The organism is Pseudomonas sp. (assembly GCF_050739775.1).
Classification (GTDB): Bacteria; Pseudomonadota; Gammaproteobacteria; order Pseudomonadales; family Pseudomonadaceae; genus Aquipseudomonas.
Genome location: NZ_JBOICA010000001.1, coordinates 104,853 through 129,268 on the forward strand (window position 1 = coordinate 104,853; position 24,416 = coordinate 129,268).

Below are 24,416 nucleotides of genomic sequence, written 5' to 3' on the forward strand. Positions count from 1 at the left end.
CGTAGTCATAGGTCCTGGTTCGCCTCAGTAAACATACTGGTTCGGAAATTTGGCAACAAAGCGCCGGTACGCAACTTGCCGACCCACGCTGGATCTGCGAGCAGGGCACGGCCTATGCCAATGAGATCGAATTCACCACACTCAATCGCCTGTGCTGCGACCTTCGCGTTATCTGCCGCCAACACATCGCCCGCAAACGACTCTTTCAGTTCATGACTAAACCCCACGCCACCCACCGCCATGGTCGCAATGCCGGTCAAGTGCTTGGCCCATCCTGCTAATGTCCGAACCGACCCGGTAAACGCCGGGAGATGGAACTGACGGGTGCTCGCATCAAATAGATCAACACCGGCCTCAGCGAGCGGGCACAGCAGTGCTTCCAGTGAAGTCGGTGAGTCGACCAATCGGGCCTCGTAATTCTGTAATTTCCACTGAGAGAATCGAAAGGCAATGGGTAATCCGCCACCGACCCTTCGAACCTCTTTGATCACCTCGCAGGCAAATCGGGTACGCGCACGCAGGGATCCTCCCCAGGCATCGTTGCGAGCATTGGTTGCAGCCCAAAAAAAACTATCGATCAGATACCCGTGCGCGCCATGGATCGCGAGGCCATCGAACCCTGCCGATCGAGCGTTGGCGGCGGTACGGCCGTAGGCTGCGATCACATCGGCAATATCGGACTCGGTCATGGGTGGGGTTTGGACACGAACCGCAGCCAGGTACTGCGCAGACGCACTGGTGTTGCCACACAGGGGCCCCCAGCGCCCGGAAGGTCGGCACGAAAGTGCATCTGGATGCGGCCCTGTGCCGGGCATCCGTACCGGTCCCTGATGCCATAGCTGCGCGAAAATACGCCCGCCACCGGCATGCACTTGATCGACGATCTCTTTCCACCTGGTAAAGGCTCTGGCCCCATGCAATACAGGGAGGTTTGTCTCCCCCAGAGTCCCTGTGCCAAGCGCCGCGGCATGATCGACACCGATGCCTTCGCTGATGATCAGGCCAACACCGTTCTCGGCACGACGCCGATAATAGTTAGCGACGCCTTCCCCCGGAACACCTTCCGTCGCGGTGCAGCGCGTCATGGGAGCCATCACGATGCGATTGGGTAGCATGACCGGACCGAGTTTAAAGGGGCTGAAGAGCGGTATCAGTTGCGATGACGCCAAGGGATTGCCAAAGTCAGGCCCGTGAGGAGCGAGCGGCAGCGGCTTGCCAGTTGCAGTCATGCCACCACCTCCCGCTGGAGCTGCGATTCGCGTTGATCGGTTGCGCTTGGCAACGCCTTCTTTCGCGGGGCCAAATCTTTTGCGAGCAGGTACGGCCCAATCACCATGCAATCGAGCTGAGAACCTAGGAACACCTGAAGCGCGTCTTCTGCACTATGGACGATTGGCTTTCCCATGACATTGAGGCTCGTGTTCATTAACATCGGAACACCCGTCAGCGATTCAAACGCTTTGATCAGTCTGTAGTAGGCTGGATTACGTTCAGCCGTCACGCTTTGAACTCGCCCGGTCTGGTCTGCATGACAGACCGCCGGCACGCTCGGCGCCAGCGCATCACGGAACCGCAGCGTTCGCTCCATGTAAGGGCTGTCCTGATATTGCTCGAACCACGCCTCTCCCGCTTCGTGCAACACCGAGGGTGCAAATGGACGGAATGCCTCGCGGAACTTGACCACGCGGTTGACCTTGTCCTTCATCCGCACATCGCGCGGATCGGCGAGGATGCTGCGATTGCCCAGCGCTCTTGGCCCAAACTCGGCGCGGCCTTGCATCCAGCCAACCACCTGTCCGTCGGCGATTCTTCTTGCGACTTCGTCTGCCAGAGACTGTTCGTCGTCGATTCGTGTAAAGGGTACGAATGGAGAGTTCTCCAAAACGGTTTCCAGTGAATCGAGCTTGACCTGCGAACCGAGATACGGCGACTGCCAGGACGGCCCCGAGATCGCTTCGCGGTAATCACGCGCAGCCAGGATCGCAGCACCTGCCGCGTTGCCATCATCTGCCGGCGCCGAGGGAATATGGACGTTCCGAAAGCCAGTTACGTCGACAATTCGTCCGTTAAACGACGAATTCAATCCGCAGCCACCTGCCACGATCAAGTTGGTTTCGCCAGTGCGACGGCCCAGTTCATTCATCAGTGCCGTCGCTGTCTCGGTAAAAAAGCGCTGGAAGGTATAGGCGTAATTCGCCGCCTTCTGGAAATCCGTTCGGTGGCTGACCGGGTGAGACACAATATCGAGGAACACATCGACAGTGAGCTCGGTGCACTTCACCGACAAACCGTCGACGGTGTAGAACGTCTTGAGCTTGCGATACAGTGCCTCGTCGAGCGTACCGTAGGGCGCGAGCCCCATGATTTTCCACTCTTCCCCCGACACCGGTTCAAAACCGCATGCCAGGCAAACAATGATTCCGTAATACAGGCCCAGACTGCTGTAACACTCCACCAGTGTGCCGTCGTAAGGTTCTACCTCCACCGGGTGCAATGCGCCCTCGCGATATTGCCAGAAGGCCGTACCGCGACCTTCACCCTGGCCGTCCATGACGATCACTGCCGCCGAGTTAAAGGGGGCGCCCCAGGCGCCAAACGCGGCGTGACACAAATGATGGTCATAGTGCCGGGTTTCCATGACCTGCCTGCCCAGAGCGTGTGCGGCACGTTGCACTCCATGACCGGCCAGGGCGATGCTCGGCCCCATGAAACCGTCCCAGTTGTGCTGATGAAATTGCGCCAGATTTTCCAGCACAGCGCGATGCTGCGGCTGCTGCTCAATGCTCTCGCGTAATCGCTTGTTCTCCCCATGCCAGATCTGTGTGGCCTGATCACTCCAGCTTTTGGCCACAATCAATCGGTCGCCGTCAGAATGACGGGCCAATACGTCGCGGCAGTACAGATAGTCGTCAGGGGCCTGGCCAACGGCAAACTTGTTCTGTCTGTACCGTTCGGTCGCTTCGGCAAACACCAACTGGCCACCCTGTACGATGGCAACAGCACCGTCGTGCCCCGTACACGAAAGCCCCACGAATGCGATGTCGTTGTTCATTAAGGATCACTCCAATCATTCAGAGGGCGTGACGCCCGAGATGTGTTTAGCCGCCTGGTAAGCAAACGTCATCGAAGGGCCCAGCGTCGAACCCGGGCCTGGGTACGCAGGCAGAATCGCCGCCGCACAATTTCCGGTGGCGTACAGACCTTCAATCAGATCGCCTTGTGCGTTTCTGACCTGCGCGTTGCTGTCGATGTCCAGCCCACCGTTGGTGCCAAATTCGCCGAGATAAATACGCACTGCGTAGAAAGGTCCACGGCGGATGGGTGCCAGGCACGGATTAGGCTTCACCGACGGGTCTGCGTAATAGCGGTCGTACTCGCTGTCGCCACGCCCGAACTCTTCATCCTTACCCTTGGCCGCGAACCGGTTGAAGTGCTCTACCGTCGCCTCTATTCCGGCAACATCAATGCCGACCCTGAGCGCCAGAACATCGAGGGTGTCTGCCTTGGTGAGGAAGGTTTCATCGAAATACGCCTTGGGAATGCGTCGGTCAGGCATCAATTTCGAGGAGAGGATTGGGCTGACAATGTATTTTTCCCGGAAGTCAGCGTCGAAGATGATCCACAAATGGCTGGTATCAGTGCCCTCCTGATGCAGGCGATGACATTCCCGAACGTACATCTGGTAGTTCATCGACTCGTTGGCGACCCGATGGCCACGTTTGTTCACGACGATGCTGCCGGGATAGGACTTCTCCATGATCGACGGATACGGATACGGAATTCCGGGTACGCGGAAGGTCGGCACCCACCAGGCGCCGTGCATGCGGGCAAGGCGCGCACCATGCCGATTAGCGATCTCGATCGGAGCGCCAAGGTTGCCCTTGTGCGTGGTGGTCCAACTCGTGTGTGTGGGTGCCGGCAAGTGGGTCTCGCGCATGCGCTGGTTTTGTTCAAAACCACCCGAGGCCAATACGACGCCGCGTCGGCACTCGATGTTTCGTTGACGACCGCCCGTCTTCACAATAACGCCAACGACCTTGCCATGCTCCATCTCCAGATCAATCATCTCGGTTTTCAGATCGAGTCGCAGGTTGCGGTCTTCCATCGACCACAGCAGACGCGCCACACCCGCACTACCGCAGGTGGCGCGGCGCGCCCGGCGAGTGCGCAATCGTTGCGGTAGGTCCAGGAAGTACTGCATCAGAAGTTTCGCAGCCAACAGACGCCAGCCCGGCGCCTGCACGTTGAAGACATGCGCCTCGGTCTGCGTCATTGGTACGCGACCGAGAATCTTCAGGATCGGATGATGATCCCGAAGGTACTGCCCCCGCTGCCGAAGTTTGGTGATATTCACCGGCTCGGGTTCGATGGAGCGATGGCCCGGGCGAGAACCCGGTAATGTGGAAAAGTAATCGGGGTAATGCGCTAGCGAGCGGTACCGCATGCGGGTACGCGCATGCATGAAGCGCAGCATCTTCGGCGCGTTCTTGAGGTAGGTTTCAACCATCTCGCGTGGCACGATGCCATCTGGATCGGTTGCCAGCACATAGGCCAAGGCGTCGTCGTAACTGTCACGTACACCTTCGGCTTCAGCATAGGGATTACCGGGAATCCATACACCGCCGCCACTCAACGCGCTCGTACCACCGGCCTGATCCGAAGATTCGACAACCAGGACGTCCTTGATCCCCATTTCATAAAGGCAAAGTGCGGCGACGAGCCCACCATTTCCCGACCCCACTACCACCACATCACAGCTTTCTGTCCAGTTCATTTGTCTTCTCGATTCGATGTGAGGCCTGTTGACGTATCAGGGGCGAGTGAAGTCCAGGTCATAGCCATCAACCATTTCCTTAAACTCCGGCGTGAAGAACGTGGACTTCCACCATTCCGTGTACAGGTCTATCAACTTGTCCTTGCTGCGCAAGGAAGGGCTGCATAGGCGGATCTTGTCGGCGGTGTAAAAAGGTGGGTCCTCCTGCCCTACATAAAGATGGTTCGCCAGCATGTGTGCTTGCAGACCCAGCGCATTGAGAATGGTTTGTACCGGACGCGAGTTGAACGTCTTGATAGTGCGGGCGCCGTGACACATAAAAAGCTCATAGGTGTACGGGTCGATGGGGGTGACGTACAGCCACGACAGCAGGTCTATCCCAAACTGCGGCTCCCACCACCGGCTCTTGGCAAGCCCCGGACCGATCCCCGCCGCACTCACATGCGTCAGGACTTCCGGCAGGCTTTTACCGCTGTTCGATGGTCGTGCAAATGCGCGCCGCAACCGGCGCCAGCGGCCGGCTCGTGGGTATTGCGGGTCGACCTTTTCAAGATTGCGCAAGGGAATTTCAAAGTCGAAGAAGCACGACTGACCATCGTCGGCCACACGAAAGTCATGATTGCTCACGGGCTCGGGCGTGCCATGCACCGTTTGGAAATGCATGTAATCCGAGTTGGCCATCAACGGCACCAGCATGTCGCCCTGGAATATCCCGACCGACTGTACGTCGTACAAAAACGCGCCTTCGTCGACCTCTGAAAACGACAGGTCCGGCACCGGCAGCGGTGCAGCACTGGCGTCACGCTGGCGCAGGGCGAGTACAAAACCGTGATGTTCAATGGTGGGGAATATTTTCAGGTCCATGCGGCCCGGAGCACTGCCGGCGCAGCGTGAAGCCTGTCGCTGGGGATCGAATTTTATGTGATGGTACGGACAGGTGATGATTCCGTTTTCCAGGCAACCGCCGTTACGGTAGCTGTCGAAATGTGCGCCCAGATGCGGACAGTGCGCCTGTGTGACGATGACCTTACTCGTCTCGGGATGACGGAAGATCACCACATCCTCGCCAAAAAACTTCTTAGATCTCAGACGGTCCGTTTTTACGTTGCTCGAAAACTCAATGACGAACCAACCTTCCGGATAAGGATCGACATCAGGATTTTCCTGTAGCAGTTCATACAGCCGCTTTCGCCCGCTCCGTGGGGCGCGCTGCGAGATGTCATCGAATTTAGCAACCACCATATCCATTGCCACACCTTTTGAGCTGATCGGTTGGAGTTCTACTCGCCCGGACGGGCACGAGTACGGGTACTGCCGCCTGATTGGCTGGGTGTGTAATATAGGAGTCAGGTTTGGACGCCTGTAATGAGTGATTTCGCATGAGCCAATGCAAAAATGCCCGAAGCCCGTTCAGATGGGATGATCTGCGGTTCTTTCTCGCCGTCGCGCAAACCGGCTCTCTCCTTGCAGCCAGCAAAACACTCCGCGTTGACCGGAGCACTGTTGCCCGTCGTATAGATGCGCTGGAACGCTCGATTGGAAAGCGGCTTTTCTCCACTGACGAAGGTGTAACGCGAGCAACCGAAGTGGGTAACGCCGTCCTGAAGGCAGCAGAACGAGTTAGTGATGAAATCAATGAACTTGAACAACTTTTGAATGGAAGTAATGAATGTATTGAAGGGACAGTCAAAATTGCCGTAGCGCAAGGACTGGGAGACGCCTTTATCCAAGACATACTCGCTATCCATAAAGTTCATCCGCAGATCAGCATCGAAATTGTCAGCGTCGCCAATCCCATGAGCCTGGTCGCTGAGCGCAAGGCTGATCTGGGCATTGGCGATGCCTACGACCGTCCCAACCGGCTGGACAGCGTCCTGCTCGGCAATCTTGAAATTGCGATGTATGGCTCAGTCGCGAGAAACGGGCAAATCCCTACGACATGGGTTGGCTGGAGTGACTATGCCCCCAAGCCCTTCGTTGACTGGGTCAGCCAGCACGTCGGCCACGGTGCATCAATCAGCACTAGGGTGAACAGCTGGGAAGCGCTTCAAAGCGCGGTTCTGGCCGGGGGGGGCGCCGCCCCACTCTGGTGTATGTTGGCAGACAATAATGCACGCCTCGAAAGACTCTCCAACGCCGAGGCCCATTATATTGCGCTTTGGCTCGTGTCCCCAGAGGGGCTAAAGCAGCGGGCACCGCACGAGGCGACTTGGCGTTTTCTCCGAGAACGTATTTCAGAACGCGTAGCGGCTGCTGACCGGTGATAGCAGTTACCCTTTGGTGGCTTGATCGCAACGGACGCAAAAGTCAAATCTACGGCGATGGGTCTAACCATGGTCTGGAGTCCGAAAGGTATAGACCTAGGGATGGTCTGAAGTAGTCATGTATTTCTGGCTGACTTCAGCCCTTGCCGATTTTGAAAGCGGTAAATCGATCAGAACCGATCAGATCATCCGCTTATTTCTGGTTTTTTAGCCGGCGTGAGCACTTCGCAGCGGCCATTTCCCACATTACAGACGCACCTCTCCTGCATTCGCCAGCAAATGTCGGCGTGCCACCCACAGGTTCGACAGGGCGAACAGCGTCATCAGTTGCGCCGTGTTCTTCGCCAGGCCACGGAAGCGCGTCTTCACATAACCGAACTGGCGCTTGATCACCCGGATGCTCGACCTTGGCGCGCACCTGCGCCTTGGCCTTCTCGATCTTGCGCTTGGCTTTGTACGGGGCGCTTCTCGACGCCGGTATAACCCGCGTCGGCACCGACCATATTTTCATCGCCGTGCAGCAGCTTATCGACCTGGGTAACATCCGCCACATTGGCCGCCGTGCCGACCACGCTGTGTACTAAACCCGATTCATCATCAACGCCGATGTGCGCCTTCATGCCAAAGTAATACTGGTTGCCCTTCTTGGTCTGGTGCATTTCCGGGTCACGCTTGCCGTCCTTGTTCTTGGTCGAGCTTGGCGCATTGATCAGCGTGGCATCGACGATAGTGCCTTGGCGCAACGACAAACCTCGGTCACCCAGATAGCCATTGATGACGGCCAGGATGCCGCTAGCCAGTTCGTGTTTCTCCAACAGCCGGCGGAAGTTGAGGATGGTGGTTTCGTCGGGAATGCGCTCCAGACTCAACCCGGAAAACTGGCGCAGGATGGTCGTCTCGTACAGCGCTTCCTCCATCGCCGTCGAGGAATATACCAACCTGATCAGCCCGCAACGTCTGCCTGATCCCCCCAGGCGCACGGGCGACAGCAACGAATTCATCGAAGCTGCGACCGTACGCTGATAGCGATTTTCAGAAATCGCGCTTGTAGAAAATATCCAGGGAGCTTGCCAGGCCACTGGCGGCCTCCAGGTAGACCTTCTTGCTCAACTTGTAGCGCAGAGCGACCGTATTGACCGGCTCAAATACGCCCACCCCATAGCGCAAGCTCAAGCGCTCGGTGAGGTTGCCACTGGCTACCACACTGGTGCTGGTACCACTGCCTTGGGTGTCCAACTGGAAGTCGTCGATGCCCAGGCTCGAAGCCAGGCTGCCGGTAACCCCGGCACTGGTAGCGAGGCCCAGGCCAAGTGCCGCTTGGGCGAGCACATTGTTGTCTTCACCAGTGGTTCCCAACGGTCGCCCCAATACCAGGTAGGACAGCGCCTGCTCCTGACTCATGGCCGGCTCCGAAAACACCTGGGTGGTGGGTTGTTCGGCACTGCCGCTGAGGCGGATACCGGCAATCACGTCATCGGTCTGGCGGATAGCTTCGATATCCAGGTAAGGCTGATCGATGGGCCCGGCAAACAGCAGGCGCGCGCGGCGGATGGTCAGGCGCTGGCCGTAGGCACGGTAACGACCATCGGCCAGGCTCAGCTCACCCCGGGTGTCGAGGTTATCGCCGATGTGCACATGCCCCAGCAGATTGGCCGTCAGCCCAAAGCCGCTGAACGAAAGCTTGTCCTGGCCCACCTCGACATCAATGTCCATGGCGACCGCCATCGGTGCCTTGCCCGCTTCGGTCTGATGGCCGACGATCACCGTGTCATCAGAAACCTTGACCGTCGAAGGTGGCAACTCACGCACGGTGATCTTGCCCTTGGGCACCCGTACCTTGCCCACCACCGCCAACTTGTCATCAACCAGGCTGATCTTGAGGTCCGGCTCCACCTCCAGGTTCGCATAGGGCTCGACGCTGACCGGCAGACGTTGGCCCTGCAACTGCAGACCGACCGCCAGGGCCTGTCCCCAGCCGATCTGCCCACGCAAGCTGCCCTGGCCGGCTTCACCACTTTTCCAGGCACCGTTGAGCTGTACCTGCTCACCGGCGATCAGTGCCTGCAGCTTCAGGTCTTCCAGGCTGACCGGGAGTTCTGCACCAGCGACTTCACCACCGGTCAGGTTCAAGCTGCCGTTGACCTGAGGCGCCAGCAACGTGCCGGACAACTGCCCGCTGCCGTTCAATTGACCGGCCAGTCGCTCGACCATCGGTGCAAAAGGGCGTGCGATGGCGATATCCAGGCCGGTCAGGCGGAAATCGCCGTTCAGTGGTTTGTTATGGGCTAGTGGATCCAGTCGAGTGAGCATGGACAATTCGCCCAAACGCTCACCCTTGAAATCCAGACGGGTATCAATCCGGTGTGGTGCCAGGGTGCTTTGCAGGCGAAGGGTCTGGTAGGGAAAGTCCAGCCATTGACCCTTCTCGCGCAAGCGCAGAGTGCCGCCGCTGGCATCGACCACAATGGTGCCTTTGGGGCCGCTGGCTGGTACATCCAGACTGATGTCGGCATTGAGCAGGCCCTGCCAGGCGAAGTCCTTGGGCAGCCACTGGGCCAGGCTTTGCAACGGGAATTGCTTGAGGTGATAACGCAGGCGTGGTTCAGGTGCCAGACGCTGGTCATCGCCGCACAGACTGGCTTGCCCCGAGCGCCAGCAATGGGCGGCGAAATCCAGTTGCCCACTGGCCAGGCGTTGCAGTTTCGCCGGCGCCTGCAGCTGCCAGTCCTGGCCACCGGCCAAAATCTGACCGCTGGCCAGTTGTCCACGCCAGTTGCCCTTGTCCAACTGTCCATCCAGACCCAGGTCGAGCTTGAGTTGCGGTCCGTCCAGGGCCAGCTCCAACTGCTGCTGGCGAACATCGCCACGACCTTTGGCGCTGAGCACGCCCAGATGGGTATCGCCCAGACGAATACCGCCGGCCTGCAGGTCGATCACTGCGCGCTGGGCACTGTCCAGGCGTGCGTTCAATGCCAGGCGTTGCAGGTGATTGTCAGCCTGGGCCAGTTGCTGCCCCTGCAAGGTCAATGTGCCTTGCGGCGCCTGCAAGGTACCGGCGACTTCCAGCTTGCCCTTGAGCTGACCCTGCAATTGCGGCCAAAGCTGGCCAAGACGTGACAGGTTCAAGTCCAGCTGCCCGGCCAGGCGCTGCTGCAGGCTGCCACTACCGTTGATGCGGTTGTCGCCCAGGCGGATATCCAGGGTGCCGAGGGTCCAGGTCTGCCCGCTGCCCTGGGCGACAGCCTTGAGCACTGCCGTCTGGCCGCGCAGACGCCCCTTGAGATCAAGGTCGGCATCAAGACTGAGTTCAGCGTTTTTCAGTTGGCCCTTGCTACGAAGCGGGCCGGCCAAAGTGCCAGGCAGCTCAGCGAGCCAGTAGGCCGGGTTCAACGCCGACAGTTCGAGGGCAGCCTCCCAGGCCAGCGCGTCGGCAAACTGCACGCTGACGTTGCCCGCGACCTTGCCTTGCCCGGCATTGAGTGCCAGTTGCGGCAAGGCGATCTGCTGCAAGTCGCCCTTGAACGGGCTGCTCAGACTGAAAGCGCCAGCCGGCCCATCGAGGTCGCCCTTGAACTCGCCCTGATAGTTGCCATCGCGGTACTGCACCTGGCCGTTGAAACGGCGCAACGTCACCTGTGGCGCTTGCTCCAGCGGATACAGACGCAGCCAGGGGAAATCCAGCCAGTCGATAGTCGCCGCAGCGCTCAGGCCTTGTTGCCAATCGGCGCTGGCCGTGAGGTTCAGACGCTGATCCGCACTGGCAGTAAGATCCAGGGCGCTCAGCTGGGCGCCCCTGGCATCGACCTTGCCCTGCAGGCTCAACGCAACAGGCCCCTGTTCAGCCGGCAGGTTGGCCGAACCGAGCAATTGGTAACCACTTTGCAGATTGCCCTTGGCGCTGAGTTCAAGATTATTCAGTTGCAGGGTGTCAGGCAGATCGGCACCGGGTTTGAACGCCTGGGCACTGATCTGTAGTTTGGCAGGCAACTGCTCGGCCAGCGCTTGCAGTTCACCACTAAGCCGGGCATTCAGGTAACCACTGCTGTCGGCTGTGAGCTTGAGGGTTTGCTGCAGCTCGCCGTTGATCTGCAAAGCCAACTGCCAGTTTTGCCCGTCAACCTTGGGCAACTGCAACTGACCCTGGACCTGCAACGGCCAGCTACCCTCGGGTTGCAGCAGCCCTTGCAGGCTCAAGTGCAAGTCGTCGCGCTGCAACTGCAGGCTGTCGATCTGCAATCCAGCAACGCTCCACTGGGCCGCCATCTGCAACTGGCTCAGTTGCTCATTGCCATCCAGGCGCAGGTGACCGATGCGTACTTCTCCCAGCTCGATCGCCAACGGCAGTTTCAGGGCCGGCAATTGCAGCGGCCCGCTGTCGGGCGACGGCTCGCCAGGGGCGAAGGCGAGATTGAGCTGGTCGACCTGCAGCCGCTCGATGCACAACGTCATGCGCAACAGGCAGTAAGGTGACCAGGCGAACACCGGGGCAACCAGCTCGACCCGATCAGCGCCCTGTTCCCACAGCACGCGTTCGGCCTGCCACTGACCCGCCAGGCGCCCTTGGAACGTCTCGACCTGCAAGCCCGGCACCAGCCCCAGGGCCCAACGGCTGCCCGCTTGGGTCCCCAGCAACAGGCCCACTGCAAGCAGCACCAACAGCAGCAGTGCCAGCAAACCGAGGAGGATGTTTCTAAAAACGCGACTCACAGTTCCGGCCCCATCGAGAAGTGCAAACGGAAACCGCCGTCGTCATCCAGCGCGTGAGCCAGATCCAGACGCAGCGGCCCGACCGGAGATACCCAGCGCACGCCGATACCGACACCGGTCTTGAGGCTGGGGAACTCTAGATTGTTGAACGAATTACCCTGATCGACAAAGGTTGCCACCCGCCACTTTTCAGCAACCTCGTACTGATACTCGGCACTGCCGGCCACCAGATAGCGGCCGCCAATACGATCGCCATCGGAGTTTTCCGGCGACAAGCTCTGGTAGTCGTAGCCCCGCACGCTTTGGTCGCCACCGGCAAAGAACCGCAGCGATGGCGGTATCGAGCCCTGATAATCGTTGGTCGCGCTCCCGCCAAACTGCACGCGACCGAGAATACGGTGTTTCTGGCCCAGGGTGGTCAGGCCCTTGAGCAGCACATTGGCATGCAACAGGTTGGTGTCGGACACCAGCCCTTCCTTGGCTGCCTGCACATCGAACTGCAGCCGATAGCCGTTGTGTGGGTCGATGCGGTTGTCGCTGCGCAGATAGGAGTAACTGACGCCTGGCATCAACAAGTTGCTCAGGCCCGAGTCATCACCCAGGCGATACTCTTCGCGCTGGTACTTGAGCGACACCACGCGCTGCCAGCCGCTGGGCAACTTGCTGTGCCATTCCGGGCCGACGGTGAGCAGCTTGCTCAAGGTGTCGGTGCCGGCGATTTCTTCGTTCTGGTAGCCACCGGCAAAGCGCAATTTGTCGGTCAGCGGTGGATCCAAGGGAATGTCGTACCACAACCCGACGTTCTGGCGTGGCGCCGACAATTCGGTTTCCCAGCCATAACTATGGCCTTGCGGGTTGACCCAGTGACGGGTCCAGTTGGCCTTGCCACGCGGCCCTACGTCAGTCGAAAAACCCAGGCCCAGCCCCATGGTCCGTGGCTTGCGGGTGTTCAGCTGTACCGCAACGGGAATGCTTTGCTGCACCGCTGCCGTGGGCGCGGCATCGACCCGCACGCCCTCGAAGTAGCCACTCGATTGCAGGGCATTGTTGAGTTCGGCAATCAGCTCGGAATCGTAGGGAGTGTCGGCCTTGAATGGGACCATACGCTGCAACAGGGTCTCGTCAAACGGGGTGTCGCCGGCAAAACTGACCTTGCCCAGGCGATAGCGCGGGCCACTGTCATAGATCAGCTCGATGTCGGCAACGCCCGCCTGGGGATCGACCGCCAGGCGTTGGCGAACGAAACGCCCGCTGAAGAAACCGTAGCGCGCCGCCTGGTTCTGGATCAGCCGCTTGGCGTCCTCGTAATGACCATGGTTAAGCACTTCGCCTGAACGCAGGGCCTTGCTGTCAGGCATGCGAAAAGTCTTGAGTTCACTGGCCGGACCATCGATACGGATAGTCACGTCACGCAGGTGCACAGGCTCGCCAGGTTCGATGCTGAGGATCAGTTGCGGGTCTTTGTCGGCCTTGGCCGGCGGCTTGACCTCACTGTCGATCTGCGCCTGGTAGTACCCCAGTGCCTGGGCCGCCTTGTGCGCCTGCTCGACAGCGCCGCGACTGAAGCGCAGCAGCGCCTCTTCATCGCGTTTACCAAGGCTGCCGATATAGCCTTCGACATTGGCCTTGAGTTCGTTATTGGCAGGTTTGATCCGCACTACCAGCTCGCTCTGCGCATACGCGGCAACGCTGGCACAGCATAGAATCAAACCGCAGGTGAATCGTCCTGAATACGTCATAGGCGCGGATGCTACCAGAGCTTGGCGCCAGCATGGAGTCCGAGGCTCTCCCGCCTGTTATGCAGGCACGGCCGATGCACGTTGAGATGACTGGGGATTAGGATGAAAGAACACATGTTCACGGACAGGTCCTACAGCAATTTCGCCGATTTCCTGGTAGCCCTGGCGCTGATAAAAAGCCAGATAGTGTTCATTTCCGGTGTCCAACACTACGCCTTGGGAGTGTTCGTCTTCGGCACACCAGTCATGCACAGCTTGCAACAATTGCTCACCATAGTGCTTACCCTGGAACTGCGGATGAATCCCTAGCAGCGGTAACACATGCACGGCATCGTCAGGCAGGCAGGCCATCAGTGCCGCCTGATAATCCAGGTAACCTCGGGTGCAGCGAAAACCGGTGCTCAGGACCATGCGCATGCGCCAGGCCCAGCTTTCGGTGATCCTCAGGCGACGTATCGGCGGCGCGATCAGGGCAATGCCGACCAGCCGATCGTCGACCAGCAACCCCAATGCCGGCAACTCCTGGAGAAAATGCTGCTTGACCAGCTCGCGTACCGTGGCGCGAATGCGCTGGTCATAACCAGGACGCTGGGCCTCGAACAGGAAGGCAAAGGTCGGCTCATGACGATAGGCGTGATACAACAACGAGCGCGCCTCACGGCTGTAGCCACCATCGAGCAGACGAACCTGAGCCGGGACAGCAGTCGATTCGGTCATGCTGACAAACCTCCACAAATGGGCATTCATTGCCTTTGAGGTGCACGTTGCGCCGACGTTCACCCCGAGCACCACGTTAGCAGCCTATCGAGTGGCGCGCCACGCTGGCCGCAACCGTCGATGTCGGCTAGGATCCTTGGTTTTATCAGGATTGTGTTTCCCATGAAGATCGTCTCGTTCAACATCAATGGCCTGCGCGCCCGGCCCCATCAGTTGGCGGCGTTGATCGAAAAGCATCAGCCGGACGTGATCGGCCTGCAGGAAACCAAGGTCAGCGATGATCAGTTTCCGTTGGCCGAGGTCCAGGCACTGGGTTACCACGTGCATTTCCATGGCCAGAAAGGTCACTATGGCGTCGCCCTGCTCTCGCGCCAGGCGCCGTTGAGCCTGCACAAGGGCTTTTCCACCGATGAAGAGGACGCCCAGCGCCGCTTTATCTGGGGCACCTTCGCCGATGCCGATGGCACCCCGATCACCATCATGAACGGCTACTTCCCCCAGGGCGAAAGCCGCGACCACCCCACCAAGTTTCCGGCCAAACAGCGCTTTTACAGCGACCTTCAGGCCCTGTTGGAAAACCAGTTCAACAACGATCAAGCGCTGTTGGTGATGGGCGATGTGAACATTTCCCCCGAGGACTGCGACATTGGCATCGGCGCCGACAATGCCAAACGCTGGCTCAAGACCGGCAAATGCAGTTTCCTGCCCGAAGAGCGCGAGTGGATGGCACGTCTGAAGAACTGGGGCCTGGTCGACAGTTTCCGTCACCTGCATCCGGAGGTCGCTGACCGTTTCAGTTGGTTCGACTACCGCAGTCGTGGCTTCGAAGACGAGCCCAAACGCGGCCTGCGTATTGACCTGATCATGGCCTCCCAGGGCTTGCTGCCGCGGATCAAGGCAGCGGGGGTCGACTATGACCTGCGCGCCATGGAAAAGCCTTCGGACCATGCGCCGATCTGGCTGGAATTGGCGTAACGCTGTTGCTTCGCGGAACAAGCCCGCTCCCTCTGTAGGAGCAGGCTTGTCCCGCGATCGCGCTGTCATCTTACGGTCATCCCACCGTCTTAATCTGCGGCACATCCTTTGTCTGAAGAGTGCCTGCTGGCATGTTCCGCCACCTCAGTCTGATTCTGCTGTGCCTGCTCCCCCTCTTAGCCCAGGCAGCCCCTGAAACTCCGGCACAACTGCGTATTCAGGGCTCGAACACCATTGGCGCGGCGCTAGCACCCGCGTTGGTCAAAGGTATGCTGGAAGCCCAAGGTGCCAGCCATGTATCAATCGCAGTGACCGACACTGCCAACGAAATCCAGGTCCGTGCCCAGGACGTCAATGGCCAACCCTTGCGCATCGACATCGCCGCCCACGGCTCCAGCACAGGCTTTGCCGCACTCAAGGCCGGCCAGGCAGAACTGGCCGCCGCCTCACGTCCAATCAAGGTCAGTGAACTGGCCGAACTTCAGGCGCTCGGCGACCTGAACAGTGCCGCCGCCGAACAGGTCATCGGCCTGGATGGCGTTGCCGTGATCGTCCACCCCGACAACCCCCTGCCCCAGCTGAGTACCGTTCAACTGGCACAGGTCTTTGCCGGGAATATCACCAGCTGGGAAGAGCTGGGGCTGGGCAGCGGGCCGATCCATCTGTACGCCCGAGATGACCGTTCAGGTACATTCGAAACCTTCAAGGCGCTGGTGCTCGATGCGACAGCGCAGACCCTGGCCACCACGGCCCGGCGCTTCGAATCCGGCGAACAATTGGCCAGTGAAGTCCTGGCTGACCGCCAAGCCATAGGCTTCAGCAGCCTGGCTTCGGTGCATGGCGCCAAGGTACTGGCCATCGCCGACGGCGCCTCTCGCCCCATGCTGCCGAGCCCGGCGCTGGTGGCCAGTGAAGATTACCCGCTATCACGGCGCCTGTACTTCTATCTGTCACCCACCCAGGCCACGCCTTGGGCCCGGGCACTGGTGGAGTTCGCCCAAAGCCCCAAAGGGCAGACTATCGTCACCGGCAACGGTTTTGTCGGGCAGCAGGTACATGCTGTCAAGGTGCCCCTTGCCGACAACATGCCTCTGCCTTATCGGACCCTGGCCCGCAACGCGCAGCGCCTGTCGGTGAATTTCCGCTTCCAGGAAGGCAATGCCAGCCTGGACAACAAGGCCTTGCGTGATGTGCAGCGGGTGGTCGAATTCCTGCGCCAGAACAACAAGCTGGAGCAAGGTGCCGTTCTGGTCGGATTTGGCGATGCCAAGCACGATCCCGAGCGAGCCACCCTGCTTTCACGCCTGCGTGCCATGGCCGTGCGCCGGGAGCTGGCCAAGCAGGGTGTCACCCTGCGCGAGATCATCGGCCTGGGCGATGAACTACCAGTGGCGGCCAACACGGCTGAAGAAGGCCGTATCCGCAACCGGCGGGTTGAGGTCTGGGTCTATTGAAATCTTCACGCAATTATTTGTAACAGCCCCGGTTGGGCGTGAGCGCTCCTCAAAGCTAGGCTTTGATAAGTGACGCCGGGCCCCTCTGACAGCTGCCAAGCCGCCATGTCGGAGTCACTGTTGCCTTTGGCAACGACGACAATCAAGGAGGGGCGCATGGCGGCTCTACAGGAATTCCTCAACAACGACGTTCTCGGCACCAGCACCTGGTTCTGGCTGGCCTTCATTGGCATTGTCCTGACCCTGCTGGTACTGGATCTCGGCGTGCTGCACCGCAAGGCCCACGCAATCGAAATGCGCGAAAGCCTGCTGTTGTACACCGGCTATTTCAGTGTCGGCGTGCTGTTTGGCGGGTGGATCTGGTTGGAGCTCGGCGCGCAACGTGCCCTGGAGTTCTATACCGGCTTCCTGGTCGAGCAATCGCTGTCCATGGACAACGTCTTTGTCATGGCGATGATCTTCAGTTACTTCGCCATCCCCCGTATCTATCAACACCGGGTATTGTTCTGGGGCATCCTCGGGGTGGTGGTATTGCGTGCAATCATGATCGGCGTGGGCAGTGCGCTGGTTCAGGAGTTCGCCTGGATCCTCTATGTGTTTGGTGCCTTCCTGCTGGTTACCGGGGTGAAGATGCTGTTTTCCCGCGCGCAAGCCCACCCAGACCTGGCCAACAACCCGGTGCTCAGGTTTGTTCGCAACCATTTGCGCGTCACCGATAACCTGCATGGCCCGCGTTTTTTCGTGCGGCTCAAGGCTGCCGGGCAGAGCAAGGCCATGCTCTACGCCACCCCGCTGTTCCTGGCGCTGGTACTGATCGAAATGGCCGACCTGGTGTTCGCCGTAGACAGCGTGCCAGCCATCTTCGCCATCACCCAGGACCCGTTCATTGTCTACACCTCGAACATTTTCGCGATCCTTGGCCTGCGTGCACTGTATTTCGCCCTGGCGGCACTGATGCATCGCTTTGTCTATCTCAAGTACGCCCTGGCCCTGGTGCTGATCTTCATCGGTGGCAAAATTTTCTATCACGGCTTGATTGGCACGGTGCCGGCATTGCTGTCGCTGAGTGTGACGCTTGGCCTGCTCAGTGGCGGCGTGCTGTTGTCACTGTTCAAGACCCGCGACCAGCCGCAACACCCTGCAAATTCCAGCAGCCACAAATGAATCAGGCCCGCATCTGCGGGCCTGATATCCATACTGGGCCGATCAATGCTCGCTACGCAGCATTTCCTTAGGTACGTACTTGCCGATCTCATACTTGCCGATCGCGGCCCGGTGCACTTCATCCGGGCCATCGGCCAAGCGCAGGGTACGTTGCATGGCGTACATGTAGGCCAGCGGGAAGTCGCCACTGACCCCGGCACCGCCATGGATCTGAATAGCCCGATCGATGACCTTCAAGGCCACGTTCGGCGCCACCACCTTGATCTGAGCGATCTCGCTGCGCGCCACCTTGTTGCCCACGGTGTCCATCATGTAGGCCGCCTTGAGCGTCAGCAACCGAGCCATGTCAATTTCCATGCGCGAATCGGCTATCTTGTCGACATTACCGCCCAGGCGCGCCAGCGGTCGGCCAAACGCGGTGCGCTCCACCGAGCGCTTGCACATCAGTTGCAGGGCCCGTTCAGCCATGCCGATCGAACGCATGCAATGATGGATACGTCCAGGGCCGAGCCGCCCCTGGGCAATCTCAAAACCACGCCCCTCGCCCAACAGCACGTTCTCATAAGGTACCCGCACGTTCTCGAACAGCACTTCGGCATGACCATGGGGGGCGTCGTCGTAACCGAACACCGGCAGCGGCCGGACGATTTTCACTCCGGGGGTATCGGTGGGCACCAGGATCATCGAATGCTGCTGGTGACGCGGGCCGTCCGGGTTGCTCAAGCCCATGAAGATCATGATCTTGCAGCGCGGATCGCAGGCGCCGGAGGTCCACCACTTGCGGCCATTGATCACCCATTCGTCACCCTCGCGCACTGCACGGGCGGCCATGTTGGTGGCGTCCGAAGAGGCTACGTCGGGCTCGGTCATGGCGAAGGCCGAACGGATGTCGCCGCGCAACAGCGGTTCCAGCCACTGACGTTTCTGTTCCTCGCTGCCATAGCGCACCAGCACTTCCATGTTTCCCGTGTCCGGGGCCGAGCAGTTGAACGGCTCAGGGCCCAGCAGCGAGCGGCCCATGATTTCGGCCAGGGGCGCATATTCCAGGTTGGTCAACCCCGCGCCCAGCTCTGACTCGGGCAGAAACAGGTTCCACAGCCCTTCGGCCTTGGCCTTGTTCTTGAGCGTTTCCATGATCGCGGTCGGTTGCCAACGATCGCCCTCGGCGACCTGGCGCTCGAACACCGCCTCGGCGGGATAGACATAAGCATCCATGAACGCCGTGACACGTTCGCGCAGCGCCTGGACCTTGGGTGAATAGGCGAAATCCATGGGCAGTACCTTCAGTGGAAAGGGGATCTGACGAAGAGCCTAGATCAGCAAGCAAAATCCACCTAGTCTATTCTCGGCGTGTATAAACATTCATAACCAATATATGATCCACCCATAACACTAACAAGAGCAGCGCCCATGAACCTGAGCAAGGTCGACCTGAATCTGTTCATCGTCTTCGATGCCATCTACACCGAAGCCAACCTGACGCGCGCCGGGCAGATCGTCGGCATTACCCAGCCTGCGGTGTCCAATGCCCTGGCACGGCTGCGCGAGACGTTCAACGACCCGTTGTTCGTACGTACCGCGCAAGGCATGGTGCCCACGCCCATGGCGCAGAACATCATCGGCCCGGTGCGCAATGCCCTGTCGCTGTTGCGTGTGTCGGTGCAGGAAAGCCGCATCTTCAACCCCTTGCAAGCGAACAAGACCTTCCGCATCAGCATGACCGACCTCACCGAGGCGGTGATTCTGCCGCCGTTGTTCCAGCGCCTGCGCCGCCTGGCTCCTGCGGTAATCATCGAAAGCTTCCTGTGCAAGCGCCGCGAGACCACCAAGGAGCTTGCTGCCGGACGCCTGGATTTTGCCGTCGATGCGCCGCTCAACACCGACCCGCAGGTGCGCCACGTTAAATTGATGCAGGATCAATACGTTTGCGCCCTGCGCCAAGGCCATCCGATGGCCAAAGACAAACTCAGCCTGGACGATTACCTGGGATTGACCCACATCCATATCTCCAGTCGGCGCAACGGTCTGGGCTATGTCGATCTAGCCCTGGGCAAGATGGGCGTACAGCGCAAGATCGCCCTGCGTTCGCAGCACTACCTGATGGCCTCCCAGGTGCTACAGCAGACTGACATGGTCATGACTGTGCCGGAGCGCTTCGCCCGCCGCCATCAGCTCAACTACCTGAGCCTGCCGGTCAACGACGTGCCGCCGCTGGAAACTCACCTGTATTGGCATGAAAGCACTGATCAGGACCCGGCCAACCGCTGGATGCGCGAGCAGATCATTGAGTTGTGCCAGGCGGTGGTGGCGCAGGATGAGCGGGCACAGGCATAGGCCTCGCGAAGCTTGACGTATACGTCAAGCTGCCTTTAGGTTAGCTCATGCCCTTTTCCCGAGCCTGACCATGAGCAGCCAGACCTACAGCATCTCCGACCTGTCCCGCGAGCTGGACATCACCACCCGTGCCATCCGCTTCTATGAAGAACAGGGCTTGCTCAGTCCTGAGCGTCGGGGCCTTGAACGGATCTATTCGGCTCGCGACAAGGTCAGCCTGAAACTGATCCTGCGCGGCAAGCGCATCGGCTTCTCGCTGGCCGAGTGCCGTGAACTGATCGAGCTCTACGACCCATCCAGCGGTAACCAGAAACAGCTGCACAGCATGCTGGCCAAGATCGCCGAGCGCCGTGCCCAGCTCGAACAGCAGTTGCTCGATATCCAGCAAATGCAGTTGGAGCTGGACACCGCCGAAGAGCGCTGCGAACAAGCGCTGGCCACCACCTTGAACAACCAGAAAAACAGCCACTGAGCCCTGAGGAACCGCGCCATGTCATTGCCTGAAACAGTTCGCCTGGTCGAAGTCGGCCCGCGCGACGGCCTGCAGAACGAAGCCCAGCCCATCAGCGTGGCGGACAAAGTCCGGCTGGTCGATGACCTGACGGCGGCGGGCCTGTCCTATATAGAGGTGGGTAGCTTCGTCTCGCCCAAGTGGGTACCGCAAATGGCCGGCTCCGCCGAGGTGTTTGCCAACATCAAGCAACAGCCGGGTGTCACCTATGCCGCCCTGGCGCCGAATCTGCGCGGTTTCGAGGATGCCCTGGCGGCCGGGGTGAAGGAGGTCGCCGTGTTCGCCGCAGCATCAGAGGCTTTCTCCCAGCGCAACATCAACTGCTCGATCAGCGAAAGCCTGCAGCGTTTCGTGCCGATCATGGACGCCGCCCGCGAGCATGGTGTGCGTGTGCGCGGTTATGTGTCCTGCGTGCTGGGCTGCCCCTATGAAGGTGCAGTCACCGCCGAGCAGGTTGCGCCGGTGGCCCGCGAGCTGTTCGAGATGGGCTGCTATGAAGTGTCCCTGGGCGACACCATCGGCACTGGCACCCCGGGCACCACCCGCCGCCTGTTCGAGGTGGTCGCTGCCCATGTGCCGCGCGCCCAGTTGGCCGGCCACTTTCATGACACCTACGGCCAGGCCTTGGCCAACATCTATGCCAGCCTGCTCGAAGGCATCAACGTCTTTGACAGCTCGGTTGCAGGCCTTGGCGGCTGCCCCTATGCCAAGGGTGCCAGTGGCAACGTGGCCAGCGAAGACGTGCTGTACATGCTCCAGGGCCTGGGCATCGAGACCGGTATCAACCTGGACCAGCTGATCGACGCCGGCCTGCGAATCAGCAACGTATTGGGCCGTACCAGCGGTTCACGGGTAGCCCGCGCCCGTACCGCACAGTGATCACAGGTGGTAACAGCCAGGTTTCGACCGGGGTGTTACCGCACCCGCACTTTTTAGAGAAAAACCGGGTAACACGGAAACAAATCGACAAATCCTCTCGCCCTCTCTTTTCGCAAAAAAATAGTAAGCAATTGATTTTATTGAGATTTTAAAAGTTGGCACGGCGCCTGCTATATCTTTGGTACAAGAACAATAAAAACTATGACACACCAATAAAAATAAGACGTAACGACTCTGACATAACAAGAACAACACGGCAGAGACGCAGCTAACAGATTTTTTTGGAGAAGATGTGCTTTTCCGGGGCGTGCCCCGCAACCTGACTCAGAACAATAAAACTACCCCAAGGTAGCGCAGGTCACGGTTGGATCAGCAATGATGAGAGTAGATCAGCGCTCAAAAAAATACGTTTGCTCTTGATCCCGGATGGGGATCGCCAGTGGCAAGAGGCAACGGTCGCCAAAAACAACAATAGGCCGCCCTCCAATAACAAAAAAAGAGCACGCAACAATCTTTGAGGGGAGCTTCGGCTCCCCTCAGTGCTTCCCGCCCTCCTTGTTTTCGTCCTCATCGTCCTTCTCGAACCTATTGACCACCCAAGGCATCATGCCCAGCACCAGCAGGGCCAAAAATGTGCTGATCACTGCCGTGGCCTCGCGACCGATACCGGCAGCGACACCAATGGCCGCCGTCATCCACAACCCGGCAGCCGTTGTCAGGCCTTTGACGTGGTCGAGTTGCTGGTGATGCCCTTTGAGAATGGTTCCGGCGCCGAGAAAGCCGATACCGGCGACAACGCCCTGCACCACCCGGCTCAGCGCTGCATCATCGACCCCGGCCATGCGCGGCACCAGCACGAACAGTGCGGCGCCCATGGCCACGAGCATGTGGGTACGCACACCGGCGGCCTTGCCCTTGAGTTCACGCTCGAAACCCAGGATGCCGCCGAGTAGCGCAGCCATCAGCAGGCGTACCGTTACCTGGGTCAGCTGCTTGGCATCGTTGAGATCAGCGAATTCAGCGACCAGGGTCAACCAGACTTGATGCCACCAGGTGTCCATCGGTGTGCTCCACGAAAGGACCATTTCTCGATGGACCACCGGCTTGGCCACAAGTGCAGCGCTGCACCCTGATCAGTGACGACCTGCGTCTCCAGGGCGCCGCCGATGTCACGGTGTACACGAACGAAAACCTGCGCATGTCCGTGGCCGAACTGGCCGGCCAACGGGTGCCGATCACTGAAGCAGAGGCCGATGCCCTGACTGTAGCGGGTGCGGTGGATGGTCGCAGGCATCTCAAGACCACCGAGCAAGGCTCGATAATCTGAGGCCTGCGGGGTTACGGCAAGAAATCTGATACGGTTTTTATCGAAATATCTGAGACTGTTATGCAAACAGATGGGGCGCCATAGTGCCCTGGCCTGATCGAGGCCTGATGAGCGACGAACCATGAGCGATAGAATTCCCGTCCAGATCGTTGAAATTGCCGAGCCTTCCACCACCAAGAAGAAGACCGCCAGCAGCGACAGACAGATCCATACCCGCAGCTTCACCGGCTTGTTTCGTAACCTGCGCCTGGGTGGCGCAGGTTTTCTCTTTCTGCTGTTCTTCGGCACGGTCTGGTTGAACTGGAACGGACGCCAGGCAGTGCTATGGGACCTGGCCGACAGCAAGTTCCACATTTTCGGTGCGACCTTCTGGCCACAGGACTTCATTCTGTTGTCAGCCCTGCTGATCATCTGCGCCTTTGGCCTGTTCGCCATCACCGTGTTTGCCGGACGGGTCTGGTGCGGTTACACCTGCCCGCAAAGCTCCTGGACCTGGATCTTCATGTGGTGTGAAAAGGTCACCGAGGGCGATCGCAACCAGCGCATCAAACTCGCTGCCGCACCCTGGGGCCTGAACAAGATGATCCGGCGCTCGGCCAAGCACACTCTGTGGCTGGCTATCAGCCTGCTCACAGGCCTGACCTTTGTCGGTTACTTCACGCCGATCCGGCCACTGGCCGAAGAGCTGTTCACCCTGCAACTGGGCGGCGTCAGCCTGTTCTGGATCCTGTTTTTCACCGGGGCCACCTACATCAACGCCGGCTGGCTGCGTGAAGCGGTGTGTATGCACATGTGCCCCTATGCGCGCTTCCAGAGTGTGATGTTCGACAAAGACACCCTGGCCATCGCCTACGACCCCGCTCGTGGTGAGTCCCGCGGCCCACGCAAGAAAGACAGCGACTACAAGGCCAAAGGCCTGGGCGATTGCATCGATTGCCAGATGTGTGTGCAGGTCTGCCCGACCGGTATCGATATCCGCGATGGCCTGCAGATGGAATGCATAGGCTGCGCCGCCTGCATCGACGCCTGTGACTCGATCATGGACAAGATGGGCTATGCCCGCGGCCTGGTTGGCTACAAGTCTGAACATAACCTGCAAGGCGGCAAGACCAACTGGCTACGCCCACGCCTGCTCGGTTACGTCACCGTGCTGGTGGTGATGATCGGTGCTCTGGTCATCGCCCTGCAGCAGCGACCGATGGTGTCGATGGACGTGATCAAGGACCGCGGTCTGTTCCGCGAGAACAACCTGGGCCAGATCGAGAACATTTACACCCTCAAGGTCATCAACAAGACCCAGCAAGCGCAGCACTACCGCTTGCGCCTGGTGGACGCCGAGGGCTTCGAGTTGCACGGCAAAACCGAGTTCACCCTGGATGCTGGTGAGATGAGCGAGATGCCGGTATCGGTGGCGATGCTTGCCGAACGGCCGCAAAGCAGCTCCCAGGAAATCGGTTTCGAAATCAGCGACAGCGACCAACCGGGTATATCCAGTGTTGCCCACAGCCGTTTTGTCGCGCCTTTGAACCGCTGATCACATACACTTCGCAGCAGTCGAAACGTCCTGAGCC

At 59.5% G+C, this 24,416-nt stretch carries 18 protein-coding genes and 1 pseudogene; 9 read left to right on the top strand and 10 right to left on the bottom strand.

Annotated elements, in window-relative coordinates:
- Window positions 1-5 precede the first annotated feature (5 nt).
- From ACRESH_RS00680 to ACRESH_RS00695, 4 genes are read right to left on the bottom strand one after another with little or no spacing between them, the layout of a single operon-like run.
- Complete coding sequence (locus tag ACRESH_RS00680; protein WP_431740120.1) at window positions 6-1,229, bottom strand: 12-oxophytodienoate reductase; 1,224 nt, start codon at window positions 1,227-1,229, stop codon at window positions 6-8.
- Window positions 1,226-3,052, bottom strand: coding sequence for a carbamoyltransferase family protein (locus ACRESH_RS00685; RefSeq protein WP_431740121.1), 1,827 nt, complete (start codon window positions 3,050-3,052; stop codon window positions 1,226-1,228). The genes ACRESH_RS00680 and ACRESH_RS00685 overlap by 4 nt, the downstream gene beginning before the upstream one ends.
- A gap of 15 nt (window positions 3,053-3,067) precedes the next feature.
- Window positions 3,068-4,774, bottom strand: coding sequence for an FAD-dependent oxidoreductase (locus ACRESH_RS00690; RefSeq protein ID WP_431740122.1), 1,707 nt, complete (start codon window positions 4,772-4,774; stop codon window positions 3,068-3,070).
- Window positions 4,775-4,810: 36 nt separating this feature from the next.
- Window positions 4,811-6,022, bottom strand: coding sequence for a Rieske 2Fe-2S domain-containing protein (locus ACRESH_RS00695; RefSeq protein WP_431740123.1), 1,212 nt, complete (start codon window positions 6,020-6,022; stop codon window positions 4,811-4,813).
- A 131-nt stretch (window positions 6,023-6,153) separates the two neighbouring features.
- On the opposite strand from ACRESH_RS00695, the gene ACRESH_RS00700 reads away from it, so the two are divergent.
- Entirely contained in the window at window positions 6,154-7,038 is an 885-nt protein-coding gene (locus tag ACRESH_RS00700) for a LysR family transcriptional regulator (protein ID WP_431740124.1), read from the top strand.
- A gap of 246 nt (window positions 7,039-7,284) precedes the next feature.
- On the opposite strand, the pseudogene ACRESH_RS00705 reads toward ACRESH_RS00700, so the two are convergent.
- The 4 genes and pseudogenes from ACRESH_RS00705 to ACRESH_RS00720 all read right to left on the bottom strand — a co-directional run.
- Window positions 7,285-7,970 (bottom strand): annotated as a pseudogene (locus ACRESH_RS00705) (IS5 family transposase); the annotation flags it as partial.
- Between the two features lie 100 nt (window positions 7,971-8,070).
- A complete protein-coding gene (locus ACRESH_RS00710) occupies window positions 8,071-11,745 on the bottom strand; it encodes a translocation/assembly module TamB domain-containing protein (RefSeq protein WP_431740125.1) in 3,675 nt (1,224 codons plus the stop codon).
- Window positions 11,742-13,484 carry an autotransporter assembly complex protein TamA gene (locus ACRESH_RS00715; protein ID WP_431740126.1) on the bottom strand — a complete coding sequence of 581 codons (1,743 nt, stop codon included), beginning with the start codon at window positions 13,482-13,484 and terminating at the stop codon, window positions 11,742-11,744. Before ACRESH_RS00715 ends, ACRESH_RS00710 begins: the two co-directional genes overlap by 4 nt.
- Window positions 13,485-13,541: 57 nt before the next feature.
- A complete protein-coding gene (locus ACRESH_RS00720) occupies window positions 13,542-14,201 on the bottom strand; it encodes a GNAT family N-acetyltransferase (protein ID WP_431740127.1) in 660 nt (219 codons plus the stop codon).
- A 162-nt stretch (window positions 14,202-14,363) separates the two neighbouring features.
- On the opposite strand from ACRESH_RS00720, the gene xthA reads away from it, so the two are divergent.
- The 3 genes from xthA (at window position 14,364) to ACRESH_RS00735 (ending at window position 17,794) form a co-directional block, all read left to right on the top strand.
- Window positions 14,364-15,176, top strand: coding sequence for an exodeoxyribonuclease III (gene xthA / locus ACRESH_RS00725; protein ID WP_431740128.1), 813 nt, complete (start codon window positions 14,364-14,366; stop codon window positions 15,174-15,176).
- A 131-nt stretch (window positions 15,177-15,307) separates the two neighbouring features.
- Window positions 15,308-16,630: a substrate-binding domain-containing protein gene (locus ACRESH_RS00730; protein ID WP_431740129.1), complete on the top strand. Its 1,323-nt coding sequence runs from the start codon at window positions 15,308-15,310 to the stop codon at window positions 16,628-16,630.
- 156 nt (window positions 16,631-16,786) lie between these two features.
- A complete protein-coding gene (locus ACRESH_RS00735; protein WP_431740130.1) occupies window positions 16,787-17,794 on the top strand; it encodes a TerC family protein in 1,008 nt (335 codons plus the stop codon).
- Between the two features lie 42 nt (window positions 17,795-17,836).
- On the opposite strand, the gene ACRESH_RS00740 is transcribed toward ACRESH_RS00735, so the two are convergent.
- A complete protein-coding gene (locus ACRESH_RS00740) occupies window positions 17,837-19,066 on the bottom strand; it encodes an acyl-CoA dehydrogenase (RefSeq protein ID WP_431740131.1) in 1,230 nt (409 codons plus the stop codon).
- Window positions 19,067-19,204: 138 nt separating this feature from the next.
- On the opposite strand from ACRESH_RS00740, the gene ACRESH_RS00745 reads away from it, so the two are divergent.
- From ACRESH_RS00745 to ACRESH_RS00755, 3 genes are all read left to right on the top strand, one after another.
- On the top strand, window positions 19,205-20,128 hold the full coding sequence (locus ACRESH_RS00745; RefSeq protein ID WP_431740132.1) for a LysR family transcriptional regulator: 924 nt from the start codon (window positions 19,205-19,207) through the stop codon (window positions 20,126-20,128).
- Between the two features lie 70 nt (window positions 20,129-20,198).
- A complete protein-coding gene (locus ACRESH_RS00750; RefSeq protein ID WP_431740133.1) occupies window positions 20,199-20,600 on the top strand; it encodes a MerR family transcriptional regulator in 402 nt (133 codons plus the stop codon).
- Window positions 20,601-20,618: 18 nt separating this feature from the next.
- Window positions 20,619-21,518 carry a hydroxymethylglutaryl-CoA lyase gene (locus ACRESH_RS00755; RefSeq protein ID WP_431740134.1) on the top strand — a complete coding sequence of 300 codons (900 nt, stop codon included), beginning with the start codon at window positions 20,619-20,621 and terminating at the stop codon, window positions 21,516-21,518.
- A gap of 536 nt (window positions 21,519-22,054) precedes the next feature.
- Here the strand turns inward: ACRESH_RS00755 and ACRESH_RS00760 are convergent.
- The gene (locus ACRESH_RS00760; protein WP_431740135.1) at window positions 22,055-22,579 is read right to left on the bottom strand and encodes an MgtC/SapB family protein; all 525 of its coding nucleotides are present in this window, start codon (window positions 22,577-22,579) and stop codon (window positions 22,055-22,057) included.
- A 53-nt stretch (window positions 22,580-22,632) separates the two neighbouring features.
- Here ACRESH_RS00760 and ACRESH_RS00765 point away from each other — a divergent pair, with 53 nt between their 5' ends.
- Both ACRESH_RS00765 and ccoG read left to right on the top strand, forming a co-directional pair.
- Window positions 22,633-22,845, top strand: a complete 213-nt coding sequence (locus tag ACRESH_RS00765) for a DUF3203 family protein (protein WP_431740271.1) — start codon at window positions 22,633-22,635, stop codon at window positions 22,843-22,845.
- Between the two features lie 121 nt (window positions 22,846-22,966).
- Entirely contained in the window at window positions 22,967-24,379 is a 1,413-nt protein-coding gene (ccoG, locus tag ACRESH_RS00770) for a cytochrome c oxidase accessory protein CcoG (RefSeq protein WP_431740136.1), read from the top strand.
- Window positions 24,380-24,416: the final 37 nt, after the last annotated feature.